Raw genomic sequence first — 17,713 nt, forward strand, 5'->3', positions numbered from 1 at the left:
ACCGGACGCCGCACGCCGATCCGACGCGCCTGGTCGGACACGCCCTAGGGCTCCTCCGGCCTGTCGGCCTTCACGCCGTGCACGCGCGCGTACTCCTCGGCGAGCCAGGGGCCGAGGTCGTCGACGTACGACGAGACGACGGCGCGGTCGCCGCTCGGTTCGTACCCGAGGGCGGCCGCCGCCCACAGCTGCTCCGCCCGCTGCGGGTAGTAGGCGCCGAAGGCCTCGGCCATCTCGTGCAGGTCGCTCGTCCAGCCGTTCCAGCGGGGCATGACGAGCGTGAACGCGGTGCGCACGAGGCGGCGGGACATGAACCGGACGAGAGGCCGCAGGACCTCCTCGGAGTCGCCCGCCGAGGCGATGCGAGCGCGCCAGCGCGGCAGGAGCAGGGCGAGGTCGCCGTTGGTCTCGCGCGCGAGCAGGGAGTCCGGGCGGTAGCGGGGGAGGTGCTCGGCGAGGTCCTCCCCGAGCAGCGGCGTGCACAGGCACGCCAGGAACCACCCCAGGTCGTGCCTCTCCAGGTCGCTCAGCACGCGCGCGTGGCCGACCAGCAGCGTGCCGCCGCCGTCGATCTGCGGGAACTCCTTGTCGAGGGCCTCGTCGAGCGCACGGCCGTCGGCCCGGTCCGCTTCGGTCGGCTCCTCACGCAGGACCACCAGAAGGTCCAGATCGCTGCGGCCCTCGCGCGCGGTACCGCGCGGAATCGACCCGTAGAGGTACGCGCTGTGCAGCCGGGCTCCGAAGACGCCCGGGATCCGGTCCCGAGCCGCCACGACGACCGGCCGGAACGCGGACGGCACACGCGCGAGGGAGCCTTCACGGGCGATGTGGCCCCGGGAGTCGAGACCCCGGTGAGGAACCGTTTCGGTCATAGGGTCACTGTGCACCGAGGGGCGTGGGGCGCCGCCGCATTTTCAGCGCCGGTCAGGGCTGTCCAGCCCGTCCGGCGCCTGAGGACGAGACCCCCTCAGGGCCGAAGGGAGGTCTGGGGGCGCAGCCCCCGGGACGGCCCCCTTGCGCACCGTACGGCCGGAACCGGGCGTCAGCGCGACCGCTTGGCCAGTCGCTCCACGTCCAGCAGGATGACCGCCCGCGCCTCCAGGCGCAGCCACCCGCGCTGGGCGAAGTCCGCCAGCGCCTTGTTCACGGTCTCGCGCGACGCGCCGACAAGCTGGGCCAGCTCCTCCTGCGTCAGGTCGTGGACGACGTGGATGCCCTCTTCGGACTGCACGCCGAAGCGGCGCGAGAGGTCCAGCAGGGCGCGGGCCACGCGGCCGGGGACGTCCGAGAAGACCAGGTCGGACATGGCGTCGTTGGTCTTGCGCAGGCGCCGGGCGACGGCACGCAGCAGTGCGGTGGCCACCTCGGGCCGGGCGTTCAGCCAGGGCTGGAGGTCGCCGTGGCCGAGACCGAGGAGCTTGACCTCGGTGAGGGCGGTGGCCGTCGCCGTGCGCGGACCCGGGTCGAAGAGCGACAGCTCTCCGATGAGCTCGCTGGGACCCACCACGGCCAGCATGTTCTCCCGGCCGTCCGGGGACGTGCGGTGGAGCTTGACCTTGCCCTCGGTGACGACGTAGAGCCGGTCGCCCGGGTCGCCCTCGTGGAAGAGGGAGTCACCACGGGCCAGGGTCACCTCGCTCATGGAGGCGCGCAGTTCCGCGGCCTGCTCGTCGTCGAGTGCCGCGAAGAGCGGGTTGCGCCGCAGAACGTCGTCCACGAGTTCTCTCCTTGTCGACCTGCTCAGGGGATCTTGCTCCCCCGCTTACCAGGGGACCGTGTTCCCCATTTTGCTGGACGGTCCAAACAGTGTGATCTGTCACAAGGATGCCGCACACGTGTCCCGAGGTAAGCGGCAGGGGTCCAATTGGGGGCCGATCTTCAGGGTCCGGGGCGGATGTCGGTGCCGGGCTTTAGGCTGGCCGAGTGTCCAAATCGCCGGTGAGAGCACAGGCCAAGGGGGCTGGGCGGGTGGTTGTACGTCGCGTTTCCGCTGTGGGCGAACAGGGCCCCGGCGGTGGTAGGAAAACGGCAAAGGTGACAAACGAAATGCCTGCGAAGAAAGCGGCCGACAGCGGGAACACGGCCGACGGCGGGAAAGCGGCCGGCAGCGGGAAAGCGGCAGTGGCGAAGGTCGCGGCCGGGCGCGGCGCGAGAAAGGCCCCCGCGGACAAGGGCGCAGTGAGCAAAGGTGCCGCGAGCAAGGGTGCCGTTGTCAGGAAGCCCGAGTCCCACACCGCTCTCGTCCGCCGTGCCCGCCGCGTCAACCGCGAGCTCGCCGAGATCTACCCCTACGCCCACCCCGAACTGGACTTCGAGAACTCCTTCCAGCTGGTGGTCGCCACGGTCCTGTCCGCCCAGACCACCGACCTCCGGGTGAACCAGACGACCCCCGCCCTCTTCGCCAAGTACCCCACTCCCGAGGATCTGGCCGCCGCCGACCCGGAGGAGGTCGAGGAGATCCTTCGTCCCACCGGGTTCTTCCGGGCCAAGACCAAGTCGGTGATGGGTCTCTCCAAGGCCCTGGTGGAGGAGTTCGGAGGGGAGGTCCCCGGTCGGCTCGAGGACCTGGTCAAGCTGCCCGGCGTCGGTCGCAAGACCGCCTTCGTGGTGTTGGGGAACGCGTTCGGCCGGCCCGGGATCACCGTGGACACGCACTTCCAGCGGCTCGTACGGCGCTGGAAGTGGACCGAGGCGACCGAGCCCGACAAGATCGAGGCGGCGGTCGGCGCGCTCTTCCCCAAGAGCGACTGGACGATGCTCTCGCACCATGTGATCTTCCACGGCCGCCGTATCTGCCACGCCCGCAAGCCCGCCTGCGGCGCCTGCCCCATCGCTCCTCTCTGCCCGGCCTACGGCGAGGGCGAGACGGACCCGGAGAAGGCGAAGAAGCTCCTGAAGTACGAAAAGGGCGGCTTCCCCGGCCAGCGCCTGAACCCGCCCCAGTCCTACCTGGACGCGGGCGGCAGGCCGGCCCCGCCGCTGGGGGCCGGATGACGGAAGAGCGGACGGCGGCCCGCACCGGCCGGGCCGCACGGACCGAACGGGCGGCCCGTCCCGAGGAGCCCGCACAGACCGAGCAGGCTGCACCGACCGACGAGGGACGGACCGGCGAGGGCCGGACGGTCGGCGCGGGGCGCCCCGGCCTACGCATGCCCGCGACCCGTGCGCTTTGTACTACCCGCAGCGCACACACGATCCGCAGGGCACGCACGACCCGCGCGACGCAAAAGTCCCGCAGGGCACACGGGACACACGGGACACGCAAGGCGCACGCGATCGGGGGACGACCCGCGGAACGATCTGTCGGTTCCCGGGCGTTGGACAAGGCAGAACGGGGGGTGGTGTGGCGATGACACGCGCGAGCAACACGCAGGGCGGTGCGGTGACGCTCAGCAAAGAGGGCCTGCCCGCCTGGCTGGACCCGGTGGTGCACGCCGTGGAGACGGTCCAGCCGCTCCAGCTCAGCCGCTTCCTGCCCCCGGAGAACGGCGCTGGGCGCCAGTCGGCCGTCCTGATCCTGTTCGGCGAGGGCGAGCGCGGTCCCGAGTTGCTGCTCATGGAGCGCGCCAGCTCCCTGCGCTCGCACGCGGGCCAGCCGTCCTTCCCGGGCGGCGCCCTCGACCCGGAGGACGGCGACCCGCACGGTGACGGGCCGCTGCGGGCCGCCCTGCGCGAGGCCGAGGAGGAGACCGGGCTCGATCCGGCCGGCGTCCAGCTCTTCGGCGTGCTGCCCAAGCTCTACATCCCGGTCAGCGGCTTCGTCGTCACCCCGGTCCTGGGCTGGTGGCGCGAGCCGAGCCCGGTCGGCGTCGTCGATCCGGCGGAGACGGCCCGCGTCTTCACCGTTCCCGTGGCGGATCTCACGGACGCGGAGAACCGCGCCATGACCGTGCACCCCAGTGGCCACCGCGGCCCGGCATTTCTGGTCGAATCCGCCCTTGTGTGGGGTTTCACGGCCGGTGTGATCGACCGCCTGCTGCACTTCGCGGGCTGGGAGCAACCCTGGGACCGCGAGAAGCAGGTCCCGCTCGACTGGCGGTCATGACAGGGTGTCCACCGTGCTGTGTCTGCCCGGGGGAAGCTCTGCCCCATCGCCGCTTCGCGGCGGGTCGGACCCCCGGCCGACCTGTGGTGACCGCGAATTCATGAGGCGAGGCGCGAAGCGGTGAACGTGCTGGACATCCTGTTGTTGGTTGCGGCCGTCTGGTTCGCGGTCGTCGGCTACCGCCAGGGCTTCGTCGTCGGCATCCTGTCGGTGATCGGTTTCCTGGGGGGCGGCCTCGTCGCCGTCTACCTGCTGCCCGTGATCTGGGACGCGCTGACCGACAACTCAGAGGTGAGCACCACGGCCGCCGTCGTCGCGGTCATCGTCGTGATCGTCTGCGCCTCGATCGGCCAGGCCCTCACCACCCACCTCGGCAACAAGCTGCGCCGGTACATCACCTGGTCCCCGGCCCGCGCGCTGGACGCGACCGGCGGCGCGCTGGTCAACGTCGTGGCGATGCTGCTGGTGGCGTGGCTGATCGGGTCCGCTCTCGCCGGCACCACCCTGCCCACGCTGGGCAAGGAGGTCCGTAGCTCCAAGGTGCTGCACGGGGTGTCCGACGCGCTGCCCGACCAGGCCGACACCTGGTTCGCCGACTTCTCCTCCGTCCTCGCGCAGAACGGCTTCCCGCAGGTCTTCAGCCCGTTCTCCAACGAGCCGATCACCGACGTCCAGCCGCCCGACCCGGCCCTGGCGAACAGCGCGGTGGCCAAGCGCGCGCAGCGCTCCATCGTCAAGGTCATGGGCACCGCGGAGAGCTGCGGCAAGGTTCTGGAGGGCACCGGCTTCGTCTTCGGCGAGCGCCGCGTCATGACCAACGCGCACGTCGTGGGCGGCGTCGACGAACCCACCGTCCAGATAGGCGGCGAGGGCCGCAAGTACGACGCCACGGTCGTCCTGTACGACTGGAAGCGCGACATCGCCGTCCTGGACGTACCGGATCTGGACGCGCCCGTGCTGCAGTTCACCACCAAGGACGCGGTGAGCAGCGACGACGCGATCATCGCCGGGTTCCCGGAGAACGGGTCGTACGACGTCCGTGCCGCGCGTGTGCGTGGTCGCATCACGGCCAACGGGCCGGACATCTACCACCGCACCACCGTGCGCCGTGACGTGTACTCGCTGTTCACGACGGTCCGTCAGGGCAACTCCGGAGGCCCGCTGCTCACCCCCGACGGCAAGGTGTACGGCGTGGTCTTCGCGAAGTCCCTCGACGACGCCGACACCGGCTACGCCCTCACCGCGGACGAGATCCAACAGGACATCACCGAGGGGCGGACCGCGGGCCAACAGGTGGACAGCGACAGCTGCGCCCTCTGAGGAGCCGTAGGGAGTACCCCGCTGCGGGGGGCGCACAGGGGGCCCGCACAGGGCCTCCTCGGCGATCCTCTGCCGGGTCAGCCTCGAGGGTGACGCAGGCGGACCGAGACCCAGCGGGCCCGGCGGCGCAGGATGCGCGGAATGCCCACCCGGAGGTCTGAGCCCGGCAGTTGCGGGTCGGCACCTCGTTGATGGGGGCTCAGGCCGTTGGCCGAGCGGCGGTTGCGTGGTGCGTCACTGTAGTCGTGCGTCCAGCCCATACACCGACGTCTGCCCCTGCCCCAAGGTCGATAACCGTTCTCAGAGCGGCCAATTGGCCTATGCGCCGGGCATTTGGCTGTTCGTCGTACAGACGTTCAGGACCGAGTGCCGGGCGCGACGGCGCGGTCACCGATCGGGCTCGGGATCCTTCAGCCAATTGACCAGTTCGGTGGAGAAAGCGACCGGATCCTCTTCGTGCGGGAAGTGGCCGAGCCCGTCGAACAGCCGCCAGCGGTACGGCGCTTCGACGTACTCCCCGGAGCCGGCCGCGCTCCGGGTGCGCATCACCGGATCGAGGGACCCGTGCAGATGCAGCGTGGGCACGCGCACGGGCCGCTTCATGCGCCGGTAGAACTGGACGCCGTCCGGCCGGGCCATCGAGCGCACCAGCCACCGGTACGGCTCGACGGCGCAGTGCGCGGTGGAGGGGATGCACATGGCGCGCTGGTACGTCTCCACCGCCTCGTCCTCCGGCAGCCTCGGCCCGGACCAGTCGCGGATCAGCCGGCCCACCAGCTCGCCGTCGTCGGCGGTGAGCTGCCGCTCGGGGATCCACGGCCGCTGGAACCCCCAGATGTGAGAGCTCGCGGTCGTCTGCCGGACGTCGGCGAGCATCGCCGAGCGCCAGCGCCGCGGATGCGGCATCGAGGAGACGGCGAGCCTCCGGACGAGCTTGGGGCGCATCACGGCCGCCGTCCAGGCCAGGTAGCCGCCCAGGTCGTGGCCGACCAGCGCGGCGTCCGGCTCGCCCAGGGAGCGGATCACACCGGTGATGTCGAGGGCCAGGTTGGCCGGGTCGTAGCCGCGCGGCGTACGGTCGCTGCCGCCCACGCCCCGCAGGTCCATCGCGACGGCCCGGAAGCCCGCGTCGGCCAGCGCGACCAGCTGGTGCCGCCACGTCCACCAGAACTGCGGGAAACCGTGGACGAGCATGACCAGCGGACCGTCGCCGACCTCGGCGATGTGGAAGCGGGCACCGTTTGCGGCGACCTCGCGATGGGTGACCTGCACGCCGCAGACGGCGTCCGGCCGTACGAGCGAAGCGGGCTGGGCCGGAGGGGTGGCGGGGTCCGTCATGACGACGAGCGTGCCACAGCCTCGATGGCCTCCGGGACCCGGTCCTGCGGGAGCTCGGGCCGCGGGTGCGGCTTGGCGTTCTGGAGGACGCCCGCCGACGCCTTCATCGACGCGGCGACCTTCTGCGGGCCCTTGCTCTTCTGCGCCTTCTTCGCGAAGACCACGCCGATCAGGACGAGGACGAGCGCGACGAGCACGTTCGCCGCGAAGGAGAGCAGGAAGCAGATCGCGAGGTTCCAGTCGCTCCAGGTCCGAATGCCGTACGCCAGGGCGAAGTTGAGCATCGGAAGGGAGAACAGCAGGACCGCGCCGGCCACCGAGAACGCCCCACCGCTCGTCGCTCCCCGTTTGACGTCCTGCTTCAGCTGCGCCTTCGCCAGCGCGATCTCGTCGTGCACCAGCGCAGACAATTCGGTCGTCGCCGAGGCGAACAGCTGGCCGATGCTGCGTTCGGCGCCGACCGGGCTGCCGTCGGGTGCGCTCATCGCGTTCTCCCTCTTCTGCTGCTGTGCTGCTTCTGGCTTCTTTTGTACCGTCCCGTCAGATCATGCCGGACGGTTGCCCTCCCCGCCTGCCCCGCCCGTCACTTAGGCAGGCCCGTGGCGCGCGTCGGCCCCTCTCCGGGCTCCTCCTGAGCCTCCCCGAGAGCCTCCTCGCGGCCGCTCTCGCGGGCGATCTCCTCGGCTAGACGGCGGTGCTCGGCGGCCTTGCGGTCGTAGATCTCCGCCATGCGCAGGTGGTAGGCCGGGTCGTCCTCCTCGTACACGTCCGGGATGCCGTCGAGGTCGTCGTCGCGCTCCTCGGCCTCCCACATCCGGCGGTATTCGGCGTTGCGCAGCTTGAGCAGGACCGTCGCGAGAGTGGCCGCGATCAGTGAGCCCAGCAGGACGGCGGCCTTGACCTCGTCGGTCAGGGCCGGGTCGCCCTCGAAGGCGAGCTCCCCGATCAGCAGCGACACGGTGAAGCCGATGCCGGCGAGGGACGCGACGGCGAAGACGTCCGCCCAGGCGAGGTCCTCGCTCAGCGAGGCGCGGGTGAAGCGGGCGGTCAGCCAGGTCCCGCCGAAGATGCCGATCGTCTTGCCGACGACGAGACCGAGGACGACGCCGAGCGTCTCCGGCTTGCCGAAGACGTCCCCGATCGCGTTGCCCGAGATCGCCACACCGGCGCTGAACAGGGCGAACAGCGGCACCGCGAGCCCTGCGGAGAGGGGTCGGACGAGGTGCTCGATCCGCTCGCCGGGGGAGTGCTCCTCGCCCTCGCGCGTCGTGCAGCGCAGCATCAGGCCCATCGCGACGCCTGCGATCGTGGCGTGCACGCCGCTGTTGTACATCAGCGCCCAGATGACGAGTGCGAGGGGGACATAGACGTACCAGCCGGTCACGCCCTTGCGCAGCAGCAGCCAGAACACGAGGAGGCCGACGGCCGCGCCGCCCAGCGCCACGAAGTCGATGCTGCTCGTGAAGAACACCGCGATGATCAGGATCGCGAACAGGTCGTCGACGACCGCGAGAGTGAGCAGGAAGGCGCGCAGCGCGCTCGGCAGGGACGTGCCGATGACGGCGAGCACGGCGAGCGCGAACGCGATGTCGGTGGCCGTGGGCACCGCCCAACCTGCCAACGAGCCACCGTCGCTGAGGCTGGTGAGGGTGTAGACGAGCGCGGGTACGGCCATCCCGCACAGCGCGGCCGCCACGGGGAGCGCGGCGGCCCTGGGGTCCTTGAGGTCACCGGCGACGAGTTCTCGCTTGAGCTCGATACCGGCGACGAAGAAGAAGATCGCGAGCAGGCCGTCGGCCGCCCAGTGCTCGACGGAGAGGTTCAGTCCGAGGGCCGCGGGTCCGAAGTGGAAGTGGCTGACGCTTTCGTAGCTGTCGTGCAGCCCGGGTGCGTTCGCCCAGATCAGCGCCGCGACGGCGGCGGCGAGCAGCAGCACACCGCCGACTGTCTCGGCACGCAGCGCCTCCGCGACGAAGTTCCGCTCGGGCAGGGACAGCCGTCCGAAGACCTTGCGGGGAGCGGTGTTGCGGGGCGCGGACACGGTGGGGGCCTCCGGTCGGTGGGCAGCAGTGAGCACATGCCGACCAGACTTCCCGGCGCACCTTTTTCTTCAGCCTACCCAAAGTGCGTCGGGAGGGATCCGGTGATCCCCACGGTAGGGGTGAAAAGGGCACTCGGCGCGGTGTCGCCGGGTGCCCTTCCCTGACCTGCTCAGTCCTCGCTGGGTGCGGCCGGGAGCTTCGCCTGGATGAGGTCCATGACGGTGGAGTCGGTCAGTGTGGTGACGTCCCCGAGCTGGCGGTTCTCGGCGACGTCGCGCAGCAGTCGGCGCATGATCTTGCCGGAGCGGGTCTTCGGCAGTTCCGCGACCGGCATGATCCGCTGGGGCTTGGCGATGGGGCCGAGGGTGGTGCCGACGTGGTTGCGCAGGTCGGCGACGAGGTTCTTGTCCTCGGCGTCGGCCGTGCCGCGCAGGATGACGAAGGCGACGATGGCCTGTCCGGTGGTCTCGTCGGCGGCGCCGACGACAGCCGCCTCGGCGACGGCCGGGTGGGAGACGAGCGCGGACTCGACCTCGGTGGTGGAGATGTTGTGGCCGGAGACGAGCATGACGTCGTCGACACGGCCGAGGAGCCAGATGTCGCCGTCGTCGTCCTTCTTCGCGCCGTCGCCGGCGAAGTACCTGCCTTCGAAGCGTGCCCAGTAGGTGTCGAGGAAGCGCTGGTCGTCGCCCCAGATGGTGCGCAGCATCGACGGCCAGGGCTCGGTGAGGACGAGGTAGCCGCCGCCGCCGTCGGGCACCTCGTTGGCCTCGTCGTCGACGACGGTGGCGGAGATGCCGGGCAGTGGCCGCTGTGCGGAGCCGGGCTTGGTGGCGGTGACGCCGGGCAGCGGCGAGATCATCATCGCGCCGGTCTCGGTCTGCCACCAGGTGTCGACGATCGGTGTCCGGTCGCCGCCGATGTGCTTGCGGTACCAGATCCAGGCCTCGGGGTTGATCGGCTCACCGACCGAGCCGAGCACGCGCAGGGAGGACAGGTCGAACTTGGCGGGGATGTCGTCGCCCCACTTCATGAACGTACGGATCGCGGTCGGCGCCGTGTAGAGGATCGTCACCCCGTACTTCTGCACGATCTCCCAGAAGCGGCCCTGGTGCGGGGTGTCCGGGGTGCCCTCGTACATGACCTGCGTCGCGCCGTTGGCCAGCGGCCCGTAGACGATGTAGGAGTGCCCGGTGACCCAGCCGACGTCGGCGGTGCACCAGTAGACGTCCGTCTCGGGCTTCAGGTCGAAGACCGCGTGGTGGGTGTAGGCGGTCTGCGTGAGGTAGCCGCCGGAGGTGTGCAGGATGCCCTTCGGCTTACCCGTGGTGCCCGACGTGTAGAGGATGAACAGCGGGTGCTCCGCGCCGAACGCCTCCGGGGTGTGCTCCGCCGGCTGACGCTCGACGATCTCGTGCCACCACACGTCACGCTCGTCGTTCCAAGCGACGTCCTGGCCCGTGCGCCGCACGACGAGGACGTGCTCGACGTTGCCCGCGCGGTCGGCGGCGTCGTCGACGGCCGGCTTCAGCGCGGACGGCTTGCCGCGCCGGTATCCGCCGTCGGAGGTGATGACGACCCTGGCGTCCGCGTCCTGGATGCGGGTGGCCAGCGCGTCCGCCGAGAAGCCGCCGAAGACGACCGAGTGCGCGGCGCCGATCCGGGCACAGGCCAGCATCGCGATCGCCGTCTCGGGGATCATCGGCAGGTAGACGGCGACCCGGTCGCCCTTCTGCACCCCCAGCTCCAGCAGGGCGTTGGCGGCCTTCGACACCTCGTCCTTGAGCTCGGCGTAGGTGATGGCGCGGCTGTCGCCGGGCTCGCCCTCGAAGTGGATGGCGACCCGGTCGCCGTTGCCGGCCTCCACATGCCGGTCGACGCAGTTGTAGGCGACGTTGAGTTCGCCGTCCTTGAACCACTTGGCGAACGGCGGGTTCGACCAGTCCAGCGTCTCGGTCGGCTCCTTGGACCAGGTCAGCCGACGCGCCTGCTCGGCCCAGAAGCCCAGCCGGTCAGCCTTGGCCTGCTCGTACGCCTCCGCCGTGACGTTGGCGTCGGCCGCCAGATCGGCGGGCGGCGCGAACCTGCGCTCTTCCTTGAGCAGGTTGGCCAAGGATTCGTTGCTCACGACATCTCCCTCTCGAAGGGTGTCCGTGTCCGTTGTGTCCCAGGCCACAGCTCATCAGACCCAGGGGTCCGGTGACAAGGCCCGACCAAAAATTGGTTTAGACCTGTAGAGGGTCGCTGCTTCTCGACCCTGCTCACGGTGGCCGGGGGCCGCCCCCTGGATCGACCCAGGGGGCATCCGTACCCACGGACACGGAGCGGACGGAGTTCAGCCGGTGTAACGCCTTTCACATCCCGGCCCGCGCCGTGAGACGTCGGGTAGGCGTCGCGCCGGTTCAGGCCGGCACGCCCGCCTCTCCCACATGACCGAACAACTCGCCGTCGCCCGAGGCCGTCTCGGTGAGCAGGTACGTCTGTGCCTCACCCACGTGGAAGTACAGCCCGTGCAGTTCCAACGCCCCGCTCCGCAGGGCCTGGGTCACCGACTCGTGGGCCCGCAGGTGCTCCAACTGCTGCACCACATTGGTCAGGCAGAGCTGCTCGACCGCGTCCACCGGTGCCCGCCCGGCCAGTCGGGCGCGAGGGCGGCCGTCGTCGGCCATCCGCTCCAGGCTCGGCACACCGTGCCGCAGCCACCGCTGCAACGGGGTCCGCGCACCGCCCGGTTCGGTGTCGAACAATGCCTGCATGGCGCCGCACCCGGAGTGCCCGCACACCGTGATGGACCGTACCTTCAGCACGTCCACCGCGTACTCGATCGCGGCCGCCACCGAGTCGTCCCCGCTCTCCTCGCCGGGCGGCGGCACGAGGTTGCCGACGTTGCGCACCACGAACAGGTCGCCCGGACCACTGGAGGTGATCATCGACGTGACCAGCCGGGAGTCGGCGCAGGTGAGGAAGAGCTGGGTGGGCCGCTGTCCCTCCCGGGCCAGCCGCGCCAGCTCACCCCGCACCAGCGGTGCGGTGTTGCGCTGGAACGCGCTGATGCCACGCACCAGTTGATGCCCACTCGGCTCGATGGAAGCCCCTGGCTGCCTTTCCTCGCCCGGCTGACCCGGCTGACCCGGCTGTTCGGGCTGCGACGGCTGCTTCGGCTCTCTTGGCTTCGCTGCCTCGGTGGACTCTGCCTTCTCGCTCCTTCCCCTCCTCCGGGCAGTTTCGGGCGCCCCTGTCGCTGTCACTTCCGCTGGGCGTGCTGCGTCGGTCGACTCTGCAGACTGCGCGGTCAGCGGTGTCGGTGTCGATGCCTGTGGGGTCTGTGGGGTCTGTGTCGTTTCCCGTGGTACTTCGCACTGGTGGTTGCGCCACGGCGTCCAGGGACGGCAGCGGCAGTCCGCGATCGGAACCTCGCCGGCGCGAACAGGATCGAGAGCTGGGGAAGCGGTCGAGCCACCTTCTCCGGTGCCGGGGCTGGTGGCGAGGCCTGTGCCGATGCCGGAGCCGGCACTGCTGCGGGGGCCGACGCTTGCCTCGGTTTCCGCCTCGACGTCGGTACCGGTGTCGGGCGCCCCGCCGGAGCGGCGGCCGGTCAGCTCGACGGAGCCACCTCGGGCGGTGTGTGTCTTCTGCCAGTCCTGCAGTGCCTCGTACGCCGCGTGATCCATGAAGGAGCCGTCCAACTCGACGACGACATGAGTGGCTTGGGGTACGAGATGCAGGATGCGACTCAGCCGCGGCACGGCGAGGAACGTCAACTGGCCTCGTACGTGTACGTGATGGACTCCTTCCCTCTCGTGATGTGTGATCCGGGTGCGGGCCAGGCGGTGCAGGGCGACGGCGACGGCCACGGCGATGCCGAGCGTCACGCCCTCCAGGACGCCGAGGACGACCACGCCGAGGGTGGTGACGGCGTACACCAGCACCTCACGGTGGCGGGTCACCGTGCGAATGTGGTGCAGGGACACCATCTGGATGCCGACGGCCATCACGAGGGCGGCGAGTGAGGCGAGCGGGATGAGATCCAGGATCGGGACCATCAGCAGCGCGGCGACTACTACGAGAACGCCGTGCAGCATCGTCGAGTTCCGGCTCACGGCACCGGCTTGGACATTTGCCGAACTGCGCACGGCCACGCCCGCCACCGGCAGCCCGCCGAGTGCTCCGGAGACGATGTTGGCCGCGCCCTGGCCCAGCAGCTCGCGGTCCAGATCGGAGCGGCCGACACGGGTGGAGCGCGCGCTGAGCAGGTCCGGCCGCGAGGCGATCAGCTTGTCCACGGCGACCGCTCCGAGCAGCGACTGCACGCTGCACACCAAGGTGGTGGTGAGGACGGCGGCCATGAGTCCGAGCACCGGTCCCTCGGGCATCCCCGCCAGCGCGTGACTGCTCCAGGACGGCAGGTCCACCTTGGGCAGGGTGAGACCCGCGAGCGCGGCTGTAGCGGTGGCGCCGGTGACGGCGACGAGTGCGGCCGGCACTCTCTGCACCAGGCGGCCGACCCGGCCGGGGATACGAGGCCAGAGCAGCAGCAGGGTCAGAGTCAGGGCGCTCACGGCCACGGCCGCGGGCTGCAGTCCGGCCAACTGGGCCGGCAGGGCGCGGAGATTGTCGAGGACCGAGCTCTGGGGGGTGCCGCCGAGGACGACGTGCAGTTGGGCGACGGCGATGGTGACGCCGATGCCGGCGAGCATGCCGTGCACGATGGCGGGGCTGACGGCGAGGGCGGTGCGCGCCACGCGCAGACAGCCGAGACCCAGCTGGGCGAGTCCGGCGAGGACGGTGATGGCGCATGTCGTCCGCCAGCCGTAGCGCTGGATGAGGTCGGCGGTGACCACGGTCAGGCCGGCCGCGGGGCCGCTGACCTGGAGCGGCGCACCGCCGACCCACCCGGCGACGATCCCGCCGACGGCGGCGGCGACGAGACCGGCCTGGAGGGGCGCGCCGGTGGCGAGGGCGATGCCGAGGGACAGGGGCAGGGCGATCAGGAAGACCGCGATCGAGGCGGACACGTCGGCGCCCGCGATGCGGAAGCGGCGGTGCGGGGCCGGTGGGGGGCTGTGGGTCGGGTGGATGCGCTCGGCGCGCGTCGAGTGGTCGGTGCGGGTGGGGGCGCAGGCGGACATGGTTCCCGTCTCCTCCGGGGCAGCGCGGTCGCGGAACATGTGGTCCCCCGGTTGGGGCGGGGGCGGTCGCGGCCGTGGGTCACGGCGTGCAGCGGCGGGATGAAAATCAACGCTCGGTAAACAGATCGTAATGCAGAGTAAAGGCCAAGCATGGACTTTTGCGGCAAATGGTGCAGGTAATCATCCACGAGAGTGAAGTGGCCTTTTTATCGGCTTGTCGTACTAATTCCTTCTCGACTCCGTGCGACCTTGACGGCGCTGCCGGCTCGTCCCGGCGCGTCACCAGAGAACGCCCTCGTCGGCGTTGGCCGAGAGAAGGAAGAAGGTGGGCGGAAGATGGCCGCCACCCAGAGGATCGCCGCGGGCGCAGTGGTCGCCGCGGCTGTCGCCGCATCGCTCGCCGGTTGCGCGACGGGAACCGGGGGTTCCCATGGTTCGGAGGAGGGGGTACCGGGCCCGCAGAAGGCCAAGCCGGCACCCGCCGCCCCCAAGAATGTCGTCCGCCTGATCGGTGACGGCTCCACCGCGTACACCGGGGCGCAGCCCCACCTGCCCCGCCCCGAGCGGCTGAAGCCGGGCCAGAAGCCGCCGCAGTTCGTGGTCTTCTCCTGGGACGGCGCAGGCGAGGACAGCCAGAAGCTGTTCTCCCACTTCCGCCAGGTGTCCAAGGCCAACCACGCGACGATGACGTACTTCCTCAGCGGCGTGTACATGCTGCCGGAGGAGAAGGCCGACCTGTACAAGCCGCCGCAGCACTCGCCGGGCCGTTCCGACATCGGCTTCAACGACGAGCAGGGCATCGCCGACACCGTGAAGCAGCTGCGCCTGGCGTGGCTGGAGGGCAACGAGATCGGCACCCACTTCAACGGCCACTTCTGCGGGAAGAACGGTGGCGTCGGAGAGTGGTCGGTGGAGGAGTGGAAGGACGAGATCGACCAGGCCAAGCGTTTCGTGAGGACCTGGAAGACCAACACCGGCATCGAGGACGCGGCTCCGCTGCCCTTCGACTACGACAAGGAACTCATCGGAGCCCGCACCCCCTGCCTCGAGGGCCAGAAGAACTTCATGACGGCCGCCCGCGAGCTGGGCTTCCGCTACGACACCAGCGGCGTCAACAACCAGGTGTGGCCCGGCAGGAAGCAGGGCCTGTGGGACCTGTCGATGCAGCTCGTGCCCTTCCCCGGCCACTCCTACGAGCAGCTCACCATGGACTACAACTTCATGGTCAACCAGTCCGGCAGCACCAGTCAGGGCGACCCCGACAAGCACGCGTTCTGGGGTCGCCAGATGCGTGACGGCCTGCTCAAGGGCTTCGACCGGGCCTACTACGGCAACCGCGCACCGCTGATCATCGGCAACCACTTCGAATCCTGGAACGGCGGCACGTACATGCGCGCCGTCGAGGAGGTCGTCGAGAACGTCTGCAACAAGCCGGACGTGCGCTGTGTGTCCTTCCGTCAGCTCGCCGACTGGCTGGACGCCCAGGACCCGAAGGCCCTGGCCAAGCTGCGCACGCTGGAGGTCGGTGAGTCACCGAAGCCCGGCTGGGCGTCCTTCCTGTCCGGCAGCCCCGCCCCGGCCCCGAAGGGCGTGCCCGGGGCTCCGGCGGGCAGGCAGTAGGCACCCGAGCCGACGGGCGCCGCAGCGAGGTGGTGACCCGGCGGCAACCTTCACCGACAGGGTCCGTCACACAGGAACCGTCACACGGAGGCCGTCACACGGACGCCGTGAGGCTTTCGCCGAGGACGAACCCGGGGTCGATCTGCGCAGCCAGGTCGACCCCGGTCCGTTCATTGCCCCAGGACTCGGCGTTCTTCAGGTGGAAGTGCACCATCTGCCGTGTGTAGCGCTCCCAGTCGCGCCCTTCGTACGCCGAGTCGACGGTCGTCCGCAGCAGGCGCAGGGCCTGGTGGTTGGCGTCCTCCAGGAGCGCGAACCGGGGCGGCCGGCCCTTCTCCATGGCGCGCACCCAGTCCGAGTGGCCGACCGTCACGAGGAGGTCGTCCCCGACCTCGGCGCGCAGGAAGTCGACGTCGTCCTGGCCCTGCACCTTGTTGCCGACGACCTTCAGCTCGACACCGAAGTCGCGGGCGTACTCCTTGTACTGGCGATAGACGGAGACTCCCTTCCGGGTCGGCTCGGCGACGAGGAACGTGATGTCGAAGCGGGTGAACATGCCGGAGGCGAAGGAGTCCGAGCCCGCGGTCATGTCGACCACGACGTACTCGTCAGGTCCGTCCACCAGGTGGTTCAGGCACAGTTCCACCGCTCCTGTCTTGGAGTGGTAGCAGGAGACCCCCAGGTCGGCGTCCGTGAAGGGGCCCGTGACCATCAAACGGACGGCGCCGCCGTCGAGTTCCACCGGCCGGGCGCAGGCGTCGTACACCGGATTGTTCTCGCGCACCCGCAGCAACCGGGAGCCCTCACCGGGCGGTGTCGTCTTGATCATCGTCTCGGTGGAGACGATCCGGGGGTTGGAGCCGCGCAGGTAGTCCTTGATCAGCGGCAGCCGGTCGCCCATCGCGGGCAGCCCGGCGGCCTCCGCCTCGTCGAGGCCCAGAGCGGGCCCCAGATGCTGGTTGATGTCCGCGTCGACCGCGATCACGGGCCCGCCGTCGGCGACGAGGTGGCGGATGAACAGGGAGGACAGGGTGGTCTTGCCGCTGCCGCCCTTCCCGACGAAAGCAATTTTCATGTTCACAAAGGGTAGTGGGGTGATTGCCTTGAGTGGCACGCGTGCGTGAAGAAGACCACTCCTTCGTGGGGTGCGCGCGCTGGTTGCGTAGTGTCGTACTCATGAGTACGACAGGCGCGTCCGCCGATCCGCTCGCGGCCCTGGGCTCCCTGCCCGGTGTGGCCGAGTCCGTCGAGACCATGCGCAAGGCCGTGGACCGGGTCTACGGCCACCGTGTCATGCGTCGCCGCAGCACCGAGATCACCTCCGAGGCCGCACTGCGCGGCGCCCGCGGCTCGGCGGCCCTGTCCGGCGCGGACTGGGCCCTGGAAGAGGTGCGTCGGCGCACCGACTTCGGCGCCGACGACGAGGCGCGCGTCATGGGTGCGGCTCTGCGGCTGTCCGCCGAGGCGGGTCAGTTGCTGTCCATCTGGCGGCAGTCGCCGCTGCGGGTGCTGGCGCGGCTGCATCTGGTGGCCGCGGCGACCAGCGATGACGAGGTCGGCCGTCCGCGACAGGCGGGCGAGGCGGTCGACGAGCCGCTGATCGAGCTGCCACTGCCGGGCGCGGCCGAAGTGGCCGGCCGGCTTGAGGGGCTGTCCGAGCTGATCATCGCGGGAGGCTCCGCGCCCGCCCTGGTGACGGCCTCCGTCGTTCATGGCGAGCTGCTGGCCCTGCGTCCGTTCACCTCCCACAACGGCCTGGTCGCGCGGGCCGCCGAGCGCATCGTCCTGATCGGCAGCGGCCTCGACCCCAAGTCGGTCTGCCCGGCCGAGGTCGGGCATGCCGAGCTGGGGCGGGCGGCCTATATGGCGGCCCTGGACGGCTACGTCTCCGGCACCCCGGACGGCATGGCGGCCTGGATCGCGCACTGCGGCAGGGCGGTCGAGCTGGGCGCCCGCGAGTCGACGGCGGTGTGCGAGGCGCTGCAGCGCGGGGCGGCGTGAGCCCCACGCGCGCGTGAGGCGCGGGTACGGAAAAGGCCCCCTCGCGGGGGCCTCACAAAGGGTTGCGGCGGTACGAGTTCTCGTACCGCCGCTGGCATGCTCACCCGGTTACCAAGCGTCCTCGATATATTGCCCATCAGGCCGGTAACTTTGCCCGTGACCTGGTGCGGCTGGCCCGTAATCGACGGGTCGACGTCGCGTGGGTGCCCAGTGGTCAT

General features: G+C 70.3%; 14 protein-coding genes. 5 read left to right on the plus strand and 9 right to left on the minus strand.

The window, feature by feature from the left end; genetic code table 11:
• Positions 1 to 44 precede the first annotated feature (44 nt).
• On the minus strand, positions 45 to 872 hold the full coding sequence (locus tag OG736_RS24305) for a nucleotidyltransferase domain-containing protein (protein WP_327184319.1): 828 nt from the start codon (positions 870 to 872) through the stop codon (positions 45 to 47).
• Between the two features lie 170 nt (positions 873 to 1,042).
• Positions 1,043 to 1,717 carry a Crp/Fnr family transcriptional regulator gene (locus OG736_RS24310; protein WP_020129286.1) on the minus strand — a complete coding sequence of 225 codons (675 nt, stop codon included), beginning with the start codon at positions 1,715 to 1,717 and terminating at the stop codon, positions 1,043 to 1,045.
• Between the two features lie 329 nt (positions 1,718 to 2,046).
• On the opposite strand from OG736_RS24310, the gene nth reads away from it, so the two are divergent.
• From nth to OG736_RS24325, 3 genes are all read left to right on the plus strand, one after another.
• Positions 2,047 to 2,994, plus strand: coding sequence for an endonuclease III (gene nth, locus OG736_RS24315; protein ID WP_442817068.1), 948 nt, complete (start codon positions 2,047 to 2,049; stop codon positions 2,992 to 2,994).
• A 355-nt stretch (positions 2,995 to 3,349) separates the two neighbouring features.
• Positions 3,350 to 4,045, plus strand: a complete 696-nt coding sequence (locus OG736_RS24320) for an NUDIX hydrolase (protein ID WP_327184321.1) — start codon at positions 3,350 to 3,352, stop codon at positions 4,043 to 4,045.
• 120 nt (positions 4,046 to 4,165) lie between these two features.
• The gene (locus OG736_RS24325; RefSeq protein ID WP_020129289.1) at positions 4,166 to 5,365 is read left to right on the plus strand and encodes a MarP family serine protease; all 1,200 of its coding nucleotides are present in this window, start codon (positions 4,166 to 4,168) and stop codon (positions 5,363 to 5,365) included.
• A 77-nt stretch (positions 5,366 to 5,442) separates the two neighbouring features.
• Here OG736_RS24325 and OG736_RS24330 read toward each other — a convergent pair whose 3' ends face one another.
• The 6 genes from OG736_RS24330 to OG736_RS24355 form a co-directional block, all read right to left on the minus strand.
• Positions 5,443 to 5,625: a hypothetical protein gene (locus tag OG736_RS24330; RefSeq protein WP_078615678.1), complete on the minus strand. Its 183-nt coding sequence runs from the start codon at positions 5,623 to 5,625 to the stop codon at positions 5,443 to 5,445.
• A 127-nt stretch (positions 5,626 to 5,752) separates the two neighbouring features.
• Positions 5,753 to 6,703, minus strand: a complete 951-nt coding sequence (locus tag OG736_RS24335; RefSeq protein ID WP_327184322.1) for an alpha/beta fold hydrolase — start codon at positions 6,701 to 6,703, stop codon at positions 5,753 to 5,755.
• Positions 6,700 to 7,188, minus strand: a complete 489-nt coding sequence (locus OG736_RS24340; RefSeq protein ID WP_057601216.1) for a phage holin family protein — start codon at positions 7,186 to 7,188, stop codon at positions 6,700 to 6,702. The genes OG736_RS24335 and OG736_RS24340 overlap by 4 nt, the downstream gene beginning before the upstream one ends.
• Positions 7,189 to 7,286: 98 nt before the next feature.
• Positions 7,287 to 8,744 (minus strand): Na+/H+ antiporter NhaA, encoded by a 1,458-nt coding sequence (gene nhaA, locus OG736_RS24345; protein ID WP_327184323.1) that lies wholly within the window; start codon positions 8,742 to 8,744, stop codon positions 7,287 to 7,289.
• A 170-nt stretch (positions 8,745 to 8,914) separates the two neighbouring features.
• Positions 8,915 to 10,873 (minus strand): acetate--CoA ligase, encoded by a 1,959-nt coding sequence (gene acs, locus OG736_RS24350; RefSeq protein WP_327184324.1) that lies wholly within the window; start codon positions 10,871 to 10,873, stop codon positions 8,915 to 8,917.
• Positions 10,874 to 11,147: 274 nt separating this feature from the next.
• Positions 11,148 to 13,874, minus strand: a complete 2,727-nt coding sequence (locus tag OG736_RS24355) for a bifunctional SulP family inorganic anion transporter/carbonic anhydrase (protein ID WP_327184325.1) — start codon at positions 13,872 to 13,874, stop codon at positions 11,148 to 11,150.
• Positions 13,875 to 14,210: 336 nt separating this feature from the next.
• Between OG736_RS24355 and OG736_RS24360 the strand changes: the two genes are divergently transcribed.
• Positions 14,211 to 15,494: a polysaccharide deacetylase family protein gene (locus OG736_RS24360; RefSeq protein ID WP_327184326.1), complete on the plus strand. Its 1,284-nt coding sequence runs from the start codon at positions 14,211 to 14,213 to the stop codon at positions 15,492 to 15,494.
• Positions 15,495 to 15,588: 94 nt separating this feature from the next.
• Here OG736_RS24360 and OG736_RS24365 read toward each other — a convergent pair whose 3' ends face one another.
• Positions 15,589 to 16,569: an ATP-binding protein gene (locus OG736_RS24365; RefSeq protein WP_327184327.1), complete on the minus strand. Its 981-nt coding sequence runs from the start codon at positions 16,567 to 16,569 to the stop codon at positions 15,589 to 15,591.
• Positions 16,570 to 16,670: 101 nt separating this feature from the next.
• On the opposite strand from OG736_RS24365, the gene OG736_RS24370 reads away from it, so the two are divergent.
• The gene (locus OG736_RS24370) at positions 16,671 to 17,495 is read left to right on the plus strand and encodes a Fic family protein (protein WP_327184328.1); all 825 of its coding nucleotides are present in this window, start codon (positions 16,671 to 16,673) and stop codon (positions 17,493 to 17,495) included.
• The last annotated feature ends 218 nt before the right edge of the window (positions 17,496 to 17,713 follow it).

The sequence above is a fragment of the Streptomyces sp. NBC_01334 genome (assembly GCF_035983595.1).
Lineage (GTDB): Bacteria > Actinomycetota > Actinomycetes > Streptomycetales > Streptomycetaceae > Streptomyces > Streptomyces coriariae.